The sequence below is a fragment of the Bacteroides helcogenes P 36-108 genome (genome assembly GCF_000186225.1).
GTDB lineage: Bacteria > Bacteroidota > Bacteroidia > Bacteroidales > Bacteroidaceae > Bacteroides > Bacteroides helcogenes.
In genome coordinates, this window is record NC_014933.1 from 403,839 (window position 1) to 417,212 (window position 13,374).

At 47.5% G+C, this 13,374-nt stretch carries 15 protein-coding genes; 13 read left to right on the forward strand and 2 right to left on the reverse strand.

The annotated features are described in order from the left end of the window. The first annotated feature begins 96 nt into the window (after positions 1–96). Complete coding sequence (locus tag BACHE_RS01535) at positions 97–1,014, forward strand: helix-turn-helix domain-containing protein (RefSeq protein ID WP_013545940.1); 918 nt, start codon at positions 97–99, stop codon at positions 1,012–1,014. Positions 1,015–1,130: 116 nt separating this feature from the next. On the opposite strand, the gene BACHE_RS01540 is transcribed toward BACHE_RS01535, so the two are convergent. Then, entirely contained in the window at positions 1,131–1,571 is a 441-nt protein-coding gene (locus tag BACHE_RS01540; RefSeq protein ID WP_013545941.1) for a DUF6078 family protein, read from the reverse strand. Positions 1,572–1,660: 89 nt separating this feature from the next. Next, positions 1,661–2,479 (reverse strand): hypothetical protein, encoded by an 819-nt coding sequence (locus BACHE_RS01545; protein ID WP_013545942.1) that lies wholly within the window; start codon positions 2,477–2,479, stop codon positions 1,661–1,663. A gap of 197 nt (positions 2,480–2,676) precedes the next feature. On the opposite strand from BACHE_RS01545, the gene proC reads away from it, so the two are divergent. From proC to BACHE_RS01610, 12 genes are all read left to right on the forward strand, one after another. Further along, entirely contained in the window at positions 2,677–3,459 is a 783-nt protein-coding gene (gene proC / locus BACHE_RS01555) for a pyrroline-5-carboxylate reductase (protein ID WP_280956461.1), read from the forward strand. A 1-nt stretch (position 3,460) separates the two neighbouring features. Continuing rightward, the gene (locus tag BACHE_RS01560) at positions 3,461–6,412 is read left to right on the forward strand and encodes a sensor histidine kinase (RefSeq protein ID WP_041579107.1); all 2,952 of its coding nucleotides are present in this window, start codon (positions 3,461–3,463) and stop codon (positions 6,410–6,412) included. Between the two features lie 60 nt (positions 6,413–6,472). Then, positions 6,473–7,027, forward strand: coding sequence for a helix-turn-helix domain-containing protein (locus BACHE_RS01565; protein ID WP_013545945.1), 555 nt, complete (start codon positions 6,473–6,475; stop codon positions 7,025–7,027). A 13-nt stretch (positions 7,028–7,040) separates the two neighbouring features. Next, positions 7,041–8,699: an AMP-binding protein gene (locus BACHE_RS01570; RefSeq protein ID WP_013545946.1), complete on the forward strand. Its 1,659-nt coding sequence runs from the start codon at positions 7,041–7,043 to the stop codon at positions 8,697–8,699. A gap of 69 nt (positions 8,700–8,768) precedes the next feature. Next, positions 8,769–10,010: an acyloxyacyl hydrolase gene (locus BACHE_RS01575; RefSeq protein ID WP_013545947.1), complete on the forward strand. Its 1,242-nt coding sequence runs from the start codon at positions 8,769–8,771 to the stop codon at positions 10,008–10,010. A gap of 288 nt (positions 10,011–10,298) precedes the next feature. Continuing rightward, entirely contained in the window at positions 10,299–10,517 is a 219-nt protein-coding gene (locus BACHE_RS17235) for a site-specific integrase (RefSeq protein WP_148229802.1), read from the forward strand. Positions 10,518–10,593: 76 nt separating this feature from the next. Next, complete coding sequence (locus BACHE_RS01580) at positions 10,594–11,169, forward strand: ORF6N domain-containing protein (protein ID WP_013545948.1); 576 nt, start codon at positions 10,594–10,596, stop codon at positions 11,167–11,169. 204 nt (positions 11,170–11,373) lie between these two features. After that, positions 11,374–11,646: a helix-turn-helix transcriptional regulator gene (locus BACHE_RS16800; RefSeq protein WP_013545949.1), complete on the forward strand. Its 273-nt coding sequence runs from the start codon at positions 11,374–11,376 to the stop codon at positions 11,644–11,646. Between the two features lie 42 nt (positions 11,647–11,688). Continuing rightward, complete coding sequence (locus tag BACHE_RS17695; protein WP_013545950.1) at positions 11,689–12,234, forward strand: DUF6291 domain-containing protein; 546 nt, start codon at positions 11,689–11,691, stop codon at positions 12,232–12,234. Between the two features lie 2 nt (positions 12,235–12,236). Further along, the gene (locus BACHE_RS01600) at positions 12,237–12,821 is read left to right on the forward strand and encodes a P-loop NTPase family protein (protein WP_013545951.1); all 585 of its coding nucleotides are present in this window, start codon (positions 12,237–12,239) and stop codon (positions 12,819–12,821) included. 22 nt (positions 12,822–12,843) lie between these two features. Further along, the gene (locus tag BACHE_RS16575) at positions 12,844–13,176 is read left to right on the forward strand and encodes a hypothetical protein (RefSeq protein ID WP_013545952.1); all 333 of its coding nucleotides are present in this window, start codon (positions 12,844–12,846) and stop codon (positions 13,174–13,176) included. Further along, positions 13,160–13,366 carry a hypothetical protein gene (locus tag BACHE_RS01610; RefSeq protein WP_013545953.1) on the forward strand — a complete coding sequence of 69 codons (207 nt, stop codon included), beginning with the start codon at positions 13,160–13,162 and terminating at the stop codon, positions 13,364–13,366. Before BACHE_RS16575 ends, BACHE_RS01610 begins: the two co-directional genes overlap by 17 nt. Positions 13,367–13,374 lie beyond the last annotated feature (8 nt).

Here is a 13,374-nt window from a genome sequence, read left to right on the forward strand (position 1 = left end):
TCCACGCTTCATCATTGCAAGACAAAAAGAGACGGAAATGTCACTTTTCGGGACTCCCGGTTTTTCAATTGCAAAAGTTTCAATACCTTTGCCCTTATGGAGAAGATACCTGTATTAAAGTTCTTTAAGCGAAAATACGGCGGCGAACTGCTCATTGACCTCATCGACATACATTATATGAAGGCAGGAATCATGAAACTGCCTATTCACCGCTATACTTTTTATTCCGTGGTACTTATTACCGACGGACAGGAAGAAATTGGTCTTAATGATAATTCTGTCATAGCAATGAAAGGAACACTTATAACCAGCACTCCGGGTGATGTCTGGCATTGGAATCCGGACACGCAGTTACAAGGATATGCTTTGGTCTTTGAGGAGGAGTTTCTGCTTTCCTTTTTCAAAGACCGGTTGTTCTTGCAGAAATTCTCCTATTTGCAGCGTAACCGCCGTTCTTCATTCTACTATCTTGGTGACAGCCTTTTTGAGAGAGTGTGCCTCGTGATGAAGCAGATACAAGACGAAATACATGGTGATGAGACCAATTTGAGAAGAACATCCCTGCCGGAAATAGACCAACACGTATTGCGTGCGATGCTCTATGAAACGTTGGTACTGCTAAGGCGAGCCGATGATAGGGTGGTATCAACCGAAAATGAAACGTCCCTAAGCCGATATGTGGAACCTTTCACCAAAATGGTTGAACAGTATTTTGCAGAGCAGCGTGGCATACAGTTCTATGCAGACCGGCTCTGTATAACTCCCAATTACTTGAATAAAATAGCCAAACAAGCTTTAGGCACAAATGTGAAAGGTTACATCAACGACAGAACCTTGCAGGAAATAAAGAGTCTATTGGAATACACCTCTTTGTCCGTTGCGGAGATTGCAGAACGGATGCACTTTCAATCGTCATCCTATCTTGTCCGATATTTCAAGAAGCAAACCGGCATTACGCCATTACAATATCGTGAGCATGAACTCTCTCCCCATACAAGAGGGGATTTCCCATAACGAGTGAAGCCAATTCCATCCGGGATGGAATTGGCTTCACTCGTTATGGGAAACAGGTTCCACCTCAATGAAAAATGGTGGAACCATTAAGTCGTTCATACTAAGAGAAGTAGGAGTTACCTATTCCAGTCGTAATTTTCGGTGTAATAATCGTAGGTGGGTTCCGTCTCCACACCGCTGCGACGGAAGAGGTTGGTTATCATCTGCTGCTCCTCTACAGAGAGGGGGCGTTCGTGGTGCAAGATGCGATAGTAGGTGGCTTTGGAGAAGGAGTGGCGGACGCTCGACATCAGTCCGCGACCGATGCCATAGGGCACTTGGTTGCACAAGACGGACGTGCCCCATGCCAGGCGCACTTTGGCCAGGGAACGGTAGTACGGACACTGCACGGCGTTCTTGGGATAGGCGGCGGGGTTAAGGCAGGTGACGAGCTCCTTTTCTTTCGGAGCATGGAGAGCCACCAGGTGGCGCAGGCACTCCCCGCCGCGCGGGCAGGAGGCATTGAAGCAGTGGGCATAGCCCGAAGGTACAAGGCTGTAATCGAATTCGGTATTCATGGGCGTTTCAGGGGTTAAGTTCGTACTGAAGGAAGCGCAAATATAGGCATTAAGATGATAACGGGCAAAAGCGGAGGCGCAATATTGCGTCACCCGATTTTCTTGACCAGTCTCCGGAGTTCCACCTGCACACCGGGATATTGCGCCTTGTAGTCATAGGTCAAGTCTTCTACCAACCACCGCCCTTGTTCGTCATCAATCAGGGAGAATGTATAGGTTTTTTCCGGCACACCGTCGGCGTTCACTATACCAAAGGTAAGTTGTCCTTTTTGAGTGAGATACCCGTCAGACAACTCATACAGTTGGTTGCCTTCTGCATCCCTGACAGACAGTTTAGACATTGAAGGCAAGCCTGCCGATATAGAACGAACCTTAAACACGAACCGGAATTCCTTGTTCTTGCGGGTAAGGATATCGGACCGGATAGCCCCGGCAGCCTCATCGGACACCCCGGTGACACGGCAAACGTCTTCTATCAGGCTCGTCTTTTGGTAGGTATAGCTGCTCCAAAGCGTCTCGGAGTCTTCCACCTTTACTTGGAGCGTGGCGGTATTTCCCCGTTCATCGGTTACCGTGACTGCCGCATTGCCCACGCTGACTCCCATTATTCGCAACCGCGGATACTTGGAGTCATCAAAGAGCCCCTGAATCACCTCCACCGTAGCCACCTGTTCATCAGCCGAAACCGCTGAAAGGTTACCGCTGCCACCTTGCACATAAACTTCATTGCCCATTCCCGTATAGACGGTAAGGGAATTTCCGATATTGACTTGCTTGCCCGTCAAGATATCCCCTTGCACCACTTCGTCTTGGGTGAAATAGATGCCTTCGTCGCTGTCCGAGCAACCGGAGAAGCAGACCAAAGCCAACAGCATGGAGAGGACTCCCGCTAATCTTACGCTTTTCATAATCTTTATTGTATTAATCGTACCAGAGGCACACGCCCGTGATTTCTTGCTAATAAATGCCAAAAGTACAACATTACTGCGTAAGGGAGCGAACTATTTTCCAATATATATACCCGTGACTTACATTTTCACCCTTCAACTGCCCTTTGCAATACTAAAATGACTATATTTGCCACACAACAACGTACTTAAAAAACATAACAGACATGAAAGTAGCAATCATTGGAGCCGGAAACATGGGAGGCGCCATTGCCCGGGGGCTGGCGAAAGGCAGCATTGTCCCCGCCACAAGCATCACAGTGGCAAACCCCTCGCAGGGAAAACTGGATAAGCTGAAAGCCGAGTTCCCTACCCTGCACGTAACCAATGACAACCGGACTGCCACCACCGGAGCAGACCTGATAATACTGGCCGTGAAGCCGTGGCTGATAGAAGCCGTCATCAGCGAATTGGACATACAGCCCGGCGCCATCGTAGTGTCGGTAGCGGCAGGCATTGCCTGCGGACAGTTGGCGGCATACATCGGCAACATCCGGCAGTCCATCTTCCGCCTCATCCCCAACACCGCCATCAGCGAGCTGCAAAGCATGACGCTCCTCACCGGATACAATGCCACGGCTGAGCAGAAGCAACTGCTGCTGGACATCTTCAACGAGATGGGGCTTGCCATGTGGCTGCCCGAGGAGAAGATGGCAGCCGCCACCGCCATGACCTCCTGCGGCATAGCCTATGCGCTGAAGTACATCCAGGCAGTGATGCAAGCGGGCATCGAACTGGGCATCTACCCCAAAGACGGAATGAAGATGGTGGCGCAGTCGGTGAAAGGCGCGGCAGAACTGATACTGAACAACGACACGCACCCCAGTGTGGAGATTGACAAGGTGTGTACCCCCGGCGGCATCACCATTCGGGGAATCAACGAGCTGGAGCACGAAGGCTTCTCCTCCGCCTTGATAAAGGCTATCAAAAAAAGCGTCTGACATGATGAACACCAACCATTTGGAACTGACAGAAGATGTCCTCGACTTCATCGTCGGAGAGTCGCAGATAGACGTATGGATACTGACCGTAAGCGACAACCAATTCTACATCTACAAGAAGGGTGGATTGGAACACGCCAACATGGACTTTGACACAGCCGTAACCCTGATGCATCCCGACGACGCATCCCGTTACGTGCAGATATACAACGACATACTGGCGGGAACCGTCAGCAAGAGTCAAGGCAACTTCCGGACGAAGGATGCCGACGGCAACTACCGCCACTACAACATCCGCTTCATGCGCCACACCGACGCGCAGGGCAACATGGACTACATGCTCTGCACCCGGCGCGACATCACCGTCAAGGTGGAGCAGCACCAGAAGCAGACGGAACTGATAAACCAGTTTACCGGCATATTCAACCAACTGCCCTACGCCTTCCTCACCTTCGACAACGAGGGAAAGGTGCTCAACGCCAACGAACTTGCCATCTTGATGAGCCGGGAGAAGTTCCACTGCGACATCCACAAGGTGAACATCATCCAATACTACGTATATAATGACGAGCACCGGGAGGCCTTCTGCCAGCACCGCCCCTTCACCTATACCCTCAGCACCCAACTGGACGGCGAAGCGGGAATGCCCTTCTGTCAGGAGAACATCGAGCACTTCTTCGTGGGCGACATCAACTACATCCCCATACAAGACCGCAAAGGCCGCTTCATCGTGAACCTGCTCTTAGTGAGAGACATCACCCAAGATACCCTGCGCGAGCGAGAGAACGTGCGCTTCCAAAAGAAACTGTACATTCTGGACGAACACTTCCACCTGACACGCATCTTGCTGAACCCGCACAAACGCGTCATACAACAGATGCAGCACACGGACAACGGCGACACCACCGCCATAGAGTGGACCGTGGAGGACATACTTCAACGGACGCATCCGCACGACCGGGATGCTTTGGCCGAGACCTTCCGCAAGGCATGCAACTTAGCAGACGAGACTCTGGAAGTACGCTTCCGCATCCTCCACCCTAACACCCCGGACTATCGGCATGAAGTGATGACACTCGTCCCCGACCACGGTCCCGAAAACGAAGTGATAGCCTACAGCGGCAAGATGCGCGACATGACCGACGAGGTGCAAGGACGGCAGAAGTTGGAAGACCGCATGAAGCAGATACAAGCCCTGAACGAGAAATACAAAATCTCACTCTGGGAGTATGATATGGAAAAGGATGAGTTGGTGTCCGACAATGAAGGCTCCAGTAACCCCCTATACCGGTCTCTCAACATGGAAGAGTACATCAAGACCCTCCATCCCGACGACCAGTCCACCGCCCGACACTTCATCGAGGAAATGCGGAACCACACCTTCAAGATGGAGCCTTACGTGTTCCGCCACTACATGGGGCCGGACACTCCTTACATCTACCTGCACTATGTGCCATCCTGCGTGCGCGATGAGAGCGGCGAGATAAAACGCTACATCTTCATCTGTCGCGACATCACGCAAGAGCGCGAACAACTGCACGAAATCACCCGATATGCCACTCATACGCACCAGATAAACAAAAGTTGCGGCATCACCCTGTGGAAGTACAATCCCTATACACGCATCTTCCACAACATAGACCCTTATCTGGACGAATATTCGCCCGACATGAGTGCCGATGACCTGCTGCGCTTCACGCATCCGAACGACAAGGACACCGTGAGCCAATACCTCGGCCGCAGCGCCGGCCTCTGCACGGACATGCAGCAGTTCCATTGCCACTGTGCTTGGGAAAACAGCATGGACTACCGCTACTACAACTTCATTCAGATGCCTTTCTTCGACGAAAACGGCACGCTGACGGAATATGGCATCACCCGCATCGACGAAACCGAAAAGGAGCAGACCGACCGCATGCTGCGCTTCTCGCAGGAAGTGGGCAAAGTAGGCTCGTGGAGCATCGACCTCCGCACAGGCAAGCACATGCACACCGAAGAGATACACACGCTGTTAGAACTGGATGTGGATGACCCCGACTTCGACATCCGCAGTTGCATCTACGAAGAAGACCGACCCGAATTCAACCGACTGGCTGCCGAGAGTAAGGAACAGGGAGCAGACTTCTCATACATCCTGCGCTTCAAGACACCGGGAGGCAAAATAAAGTGGATGGAAAGCCGGTGCATCGCCATAAAAGATACCGAAGACAAGGTGGCAGGCTACTATGGCACTTTGACCGATGTGACCGACATGCATCGGGCACGCTTGAAGGCCGAAGAAAGCGACCAACTGAAAAGCGCCTTCCTGGCAAACATGAGCCACGAGATACGCACGCCACTCAACTCCATCGTGGGCTTCAGCGACATCCTCGTGACAGAAGACCTGAGTCCGGAAGATAAGCGGGAATTCGGGAAGATAATCAGGTCGAACAACGAACAGCTACTGACACTCATCAACGACATTCTGGACCTGAGCAAACTGGAGTCGGGCTGTGTGGAATTCACGGAAACCGACTTCGGTGTAGAAGAATTGCTGGGAGAGATATTCTCATCCTATCAGCCCCGGTTCAGGGAACTGCCCACCAAACTGGTGTATGTGCCCAAAGGTAAGTCCATCCGCCTGCATCAAGACCGCCAACGGCTGATAGAGGTACTGACGAACTTTGTGAACAACGCCATAAAATACACCTCCGAGGGGAGCATCACACTGGATTATGAAAAAGTGGATCAAGGGGTGAAATTCACCGTAACCGATACCGGAGTGGGCATGCCACCCGAAGCATTGGACAAAATCTTCAACCGCTTCGAGAAGCTTGGCTCCATGGTGAAAGGCACGGGACTGGGGCTGAGCATCTGCAAGATGCTGGCCGACCGCATGCATGGAAAAATCGGAGTGGATTCCACCTTGGGCAAGGGCAGCACCTTCTGGTTCTGGCTGGAAATAGCGGGATAGAGGAAAAAGTGCTTAAAGACATTAAAAAACATTCATCAAACTAATAACTTACAAAATAGTATGGACGAACAGATTAAACAAATTGCCGAGCGCCTGCGCGGATTGCGTGACGTACTGGAGCTTACTGCCGAAGACATTGCCCGCGACTGCGACCTCTCTGCTGAAGAATACCGCCTTGCCGAAACCGGAGAATTCGATATCTCTGTCAGCATGCTGCAAAAGATTGCCCGCCACTACGGTGTCGCATTGGATGCACTGATGTTTGGCGAAGAGCCCAAAATGAGCTCCTACTTCCTGACACGTGCCGGAAAAGGAACAAGCATCGAGCGCACCAAAGCCTACAAGTATCAGTCGTTGGCAGCAGGTTTCATCAACCGTAGCGCCGACCCGTTTATCGTTACCGTGGAGCCGAAACCGGACAATGAACCGATGCACTACAACAGCCATGCCGGACAAGAGTTCAACCTCGTGCTGGAAGGGCGAATGATGCTGTGCATCGATGGCAAAGAGTTAATACTGAATGAGGGAGACAGCCTGTACTTCAACTCCAAACTGCCCCACGGAATGAAGGCACTGGACGGAAAGACCGTGAAATTCCTGGCAGTCATTATGTAACAAATGAGTAATTATGGTAGAAAGATTTTTAGCACAAACGTCCTTCACTTCTCAAGAGGACTTTATCAAAAACTTAAAGATAAACGTACCGGAGAATTTCAACTTCGGCTACGATGTAGTAGATGCCTGGGCAACGGAAGAACCTGAGAAAAAAGCTCTGCTCTGGACCAACGATAAAGGCGAGCACCACCAATACACCTTCTCCGCCCTCAAGACCGAAACCGACCGTACCGCCGCCTACTTCCAAAGTTTGGGGATCGGCAAAGGTGACATGGTAATGCTCGTCCTAAAGCGTCGTGTAGAGTTTTGGTTCAGCATCATCGCCCTGCACAAACTCGGTGCGGTGGTTATTCCCGCCACTCACCTGCTGACAAAAAAAGACATCGTATATCGCTGCAATGCCGCCGACATCAAGATGATAGTCTGCGCCGGCGAAGAAATCATCACCAAGCATATCATGGACGCCCTGCCACAGTCTCCCAGTCTGAAGACAATGGTCAGCATCGGCCCCGACGTGCCGGATGGCTTCGAGAACTTCCACCGGGGAGTGGAAAACGCTCCCGCCTTTGTGAAACCCGAACATCCCAACACCAATGAGGACACCATGCTGATGTACTTCACCAGCGGTACTACAGGTGAGCCCAAGATGGTGGCGCACGACTTCACTTATCCCCTGGGACACATTGTCACCGCCAGCTTCTGGCACAACCTGCACCGTGACAGCCTGCATCTCACCATTGCCGACACCGGCTGGGGAAAGGCAGTATGGGGAAAACTCTACGGACAGATGATAGCCGGCGCCAACATCTTCGTCTATGACCACGAGAAATTTACACCCGCCGACATATTGGGCAAGATACACGATTACCACATCACCTCGCTCTGTGCACCGCCTACCATCTACCGTTTCCTCATCAAAGAAGACATCAGCAAGTATGACCTGTCTTCATTGGAATATTGCACCACCGCCGGCGAAGCACTCAACTTTTCCGTCTATGAGACCTTCAAGAAGATAACCGGCCTGCGCCTGATGGAAGGCTTCGGGCAGACAGAAACTACTCTTACCCTCGGCACTTTCCCATGGATGGAACCGAAGCCGGGAAGCATGGGAGTGCCCAATCCACAATACAACATCGATCTGCTGACACCCGACGGACGTTCTGCTGAAGACGGAGAGCAAGGGCAAATCGTCATCCGCACGGACAAAGGCAAACCGCTGGGTCTCTTCAAAGAATACTACCGTGCCTCTGAACTGACCGAAGATGCCTGGCATGACGGCATCTATTATACGGGCGATGTGGCATGGCGCGACGAAGACGGTTACTACTGGTTCGTAGGCCGTGCCGATGATGTTATTAAGAGCAGTGGCTACCGCATCGGTCCGTTCGAAGTAGAGAGCGCCCTGATGACACACCCTGCCGTGGTGGAATGCGCCATTACCGGAGTACCTGACGAAATTCGCGGGCAAGTGGTAAAAGCCACCATAGTATTGGCAAAGAATTACAAAACACAAGCAGGCGAAGATCTCATCAAGGAGTTGCAGAACCATGTAAAAAAGGTGACGGCTCCCTACAAGTATCCGCGTGTCATCGAGTTTGTGAATGAACTGCCGAAAACGATCAGCGGTAAAATCCGCCGCGTAGAAATCCGTAAGAACGACGAAAAACAGTAGAGTATCCAACATCTGATAAGCATGACCAATCAGCATGCTTATCAGATACTTAAAAAATCGGCATGACAGATGGAAAATAAGATACAGACTTGGAAGATGGCAACCCTTTTTGTAATGATACTCTTCCTGCCTGATATTACATACGCACAGAAACTGAGATCCGATAGTTATCCGGAAAGAGCAACCGATACGGCTTCATTTGTACGACATTTCATCCATCGGTTGGAAATAGAAGGCCGTGCTGGTTATATTTTTCCGACCAATCCTTTTCTGAAAGGACAGAATCTTCAAATGAAGGAGCTGAAAAACGTCTATACCGGTCATTTGAAATATTCGTTTAAACTCCGGCCACATACTGCTGCCAGCCATACATACATAGACGCCTACCAAGGTATAGGATTGGGATATTTCAATTTCGGCAATCGGCAAGAGCTGGGAAGCCCTGTCGCACTCTATTTATTTCAAGGAGGAAATATTGCCAAGTTCTCTCCCCGATTATCACTCAACTATGAATGGAATTTCGGTATTTCGGCAGGATGGAAGCCTTATGATGAATACACTAATCCGGAAAACAAAGTCGTTGGTTCGAATGTCAATGCTTATCTCAATGCCAATATCTATCTGAATTGGGTGCTTTCACCCAAATTCGATTTAATGATAGGAGCTACAGGAAGCCACTTTTCCAATGGAAACACCCAATATCCCAATTCGGGCCTGAACACAGTAGATTGCAAAATAGGGCTGGCGTATAACTTCAACCGCATAAAAGAGGAATTGGGAAAAAACCGGAAATATCTTACAGCACCACACTTTCCTCGTCATATCAGCTACGATCTGACCCTATTCGGTTCATGGCGCAAGAAAGCTGTAAATGTCCCCGGCGGGCAAGTCCCTGCACCCGGCACTTATCCCGTATTCGGTTTTAATTTAGCGCCGATGTATAACCTCGGGTATAAATTCCGGGCAGGCGTAGCATTGGATGGAGTGTATGACAGCAGCGCCAATATCAATGCAGAATCCAATACCGACCAGTTTCACACTCCACCAGCCGGCAGACAACTGGCTCTTGGTCTATCTGCACGCGGAGAATTTGTAATGCCTTACTTTACCATAGGCATAGGGTTCGGCGCCAATGTATTGCATGGCGGCGGTGACATGAAATCTTTCTATCAGATATTGGCTTTGAAAATAGACGTATCACGCAACTCATTCCTACATATTGGATACAACCTCAGAGATCTCCACGAACCTAACTATCTGATGTTAGGCATCGGCTACCGCTTTAACAATAGACGTCCAATTTTTCATTAAAACAGTTTAAACCGATGAGATACAAAAAGAAAGCCTCGTAAACTTTTGTTTACGAGGCTTTGAATAAGTACTCGAAGCGGGAATATAAGATATAAAACAACGCAAAACACCATTCAACTAATATAATTGTATTTCAGAGGTTTACGAATTTTGCTCTATTGCTATAAATTGCAAAAAGTCGCATAAAGTCGCATTTTAGTCGCACGAAACTTTTGAAATGCGACCAACAAATCTTATCTTTGTAGAGAGATATTCACGGTATGCGGTGTTACCCGCAATGTTACTGTTGTGGATAGTGTTACCGGGAAAGAAGTTCAGCGACCTATCAATGAGGTAGCCTCATCCCACATGGCAAGACGGTGCTTTGTCGGCAACCTATATCAGAAAGTGAAAGACCCTAATTTGATTGCATCAATGTCGGGCCACGCAGAAGGGAGCAAGGCTTTTGCCCGATACAGAGCCATTGACGATAAAGTAAAGCAAGAAGTTGTATCACTCATAGACTAAAATAACCAAGATGCCAAAATTGCATCTTGAATAAAAACTTGAAATTCCAATTCGGAACTTCAAACAACCGCATATTATGGAAATAGCAGTAATCCAAAACAAGATTTACGAGATAAGAGGTCAGAAAGTAATGTTGGATAAAGATTTGGCAGAGCTTTACCAAGTAGAAGTAAGAGTGTTAAACCAATCAGTAAAGAGAAATATAAAAAGGTTTCCGTCCGACTTCATGTTTCAGCTATCAGAAGATGAATGGGGAAACTTGAAATCACAATTTGTGACTTCAAGCTGGGGCGGTACTCGTAAACTTCCCTTTGCCTTTACTGAACAAGGATTGGCAATGCTATCGGGCGTTCTAAACAGCGACATAGCAATAAGCGTGAACATATCAATAATGAGAGCCTTTGTAGCCATTCGCAAGGCACTTCCACAAGTCAACACAAACAAGGAGTTGGAGGAACTTAAACAGCGTGTCAAAGAATTGGAAGATAGCAGCGAAGATACCTTAGCGGCTATCAACGACCTATCAGAAGACACTCGTAAAGAACTTGATGATATTTACATGGCTCTCACTGAACTTTCTGAAAAGAAGAAGCTGCCTAACCGTAATGCAATCGGGTATGTGGCGATACAAGAAAGAAGAAAAGAAGAATAATATACATATCAGAAATAAGATTAGACCGTCTTTTTAGGCGGTCTTTTTTTGTGCCAAAATTCAAAGGCATTAGGTTAATAGCGTAAAATTAAGCTGTTCATACAAAGTGGGGGATCTGTTCATAGTGAGTTGTATTTTTTTTCATTTTTTCTTTTTTTTCAGAATACATTTGCAATAACAAATAAAAACACAAAGTAAAGAGATATGAAAATAAGCGAATTAGTAAGTTGTGGCGCAAATGTGCAATTAGTGGTAAATGCACTTGAATTGAAAGAATTTTTTGAGGAATTGAAAATTATTTCCGAGCCAAAGGAAGAGAAAAAAGAGAAGTATCTTCGAGTAGAAGAAGTAATAGAAATGCTCCACGTTGACCGCTCAACTTTGTGGCGATGGAATCGCGAGGAATATCTGAAAACATTAAAGATAGGTGGAAAAGTGAGATACCGATTATCTGAGGTTGAACAATTGATGAAATGAGATGAGAGACACATTTATTTTTATCGGTCATTCAAAGAAAGCATGAGCGAACTGTCTGATGCCGATAAGCTGATAATGTATGAGGCAATTTCCGATTATAGTCTTGATATGGTAGAGCCTAATTTAACTGGATTTCCTAAGGCTTTGTTTTCAATTATCCGACCTATTATTGATGCAAATTGGCGAAGGTATAACAACGGCTGCAAAGGTGGTGCTCCTACCGGAAATTCTAACAATTCCAGTGGGAGAAAAGGAAAAAGGACTAACCAAGAACCAACCGAAAAACAACCTAATGTAAATGATAAATCATCTATTGGAAAATCATTCCGATTTTCCAAACCAACATTCAAAGATGTAGAAGAATATATTTATGAACAGAAATATTCAATCGATGCACAATCATTCATAGACTACTACGATGCCAACGGATGGCGAGTAGGGAAAAACCCAATGAAAGATTGGCGAGCGGCGGTAAGAACATGGCAGCGAAATCAGAAACGGCAGAAGATGAATAAGGGGGATATCGGGGTAATCCTACACAACGACAACATAGACAAATTCAAAGACGAACATAAAAACTTATGGTAAACATGAACACAGAAGATTTTAAAAACACGATTGAAAACATGAAAGATTTAGGTTTTAACCCAAACCCTAACGTATTTCAAATGGAAATACCAAATGCAAAGGACGTTCTTTGGCGAGGTATTAAATACTTTACTGGCAATGCCGCCAAATGGCAACCGGAATATGACGAGGCGGCTAAGTGGCTTGAAAACAATCATGGCAAAGGTTTACTTTGCTTAGGAAACTGTGGAAGGGGAAAGACGCTTATCTGTGGTAAGATATTGCCAGTTGTGTTAAATTTCTATTATCACAAGAATTTGACTTGCATTGACTCAATCGAGATTAACAATAAGATAGATGCACTGAAAAATCAGAACTTTGTATATATCGACGACATAGGGGTGGAAAATCAATCTATTAGATTTGGTGAAAAGCGATGGGCGTTCCCGGAGCTTGTAGATGCCGCAGAGAAGAGAGGTCACTTTCTTGTAGTCAGTACAAACTTCACCGTTGAAGAACTCGCCCAAAAGTACGGTGTAAGAACGCTCGATAGATTAAGAGCGATAACTACCCCGATACTCTTTTCTGGGGAATCAATGAGAAAGTAAACTAAAGTAGTATTATATAGTTATGGCAAGACTTAAGAACGATGGAAAAGGCAGGATGGGCGGGCGACAGAAGGGCACGCCCAATCGGGCTACTGCTGATTTAAGGAGTTGGATTGAAAAGCTCGTTAATGAAAATCGCGAACAAATACGGGAGGATTTAGAAATAATAGACGCCGTGGAGAGATTGAAGATAGTGGAGAAGTTTATATCCTACATTCTTCCGAAGAAGAAAGAAGTCTCTATCCAAGACGAGACGGATGCGCTATTACAGGCGGTTGATAGGCTCGATGAAAATCAACTTAAAAAACTTGAAGAAATCATTTTAAATATAATTGAAAATGGAAATAGGGGTTAAAGACAGAGTAAAGGCTCTTTTGAGCGGCAAGAAGCTACTATCCCGTATTAAGGTTGTAGATAGACTATTTGACAAGGGAACTGGCTTAGAAGCGAAAAGGACCGTTTCAGATGAAACCTACTTTGATGCTGACGGCAGCGGTGATATAACGGTAGAAGTGATATACGATAAATCGCAGATTGAACAATAAAAATACAA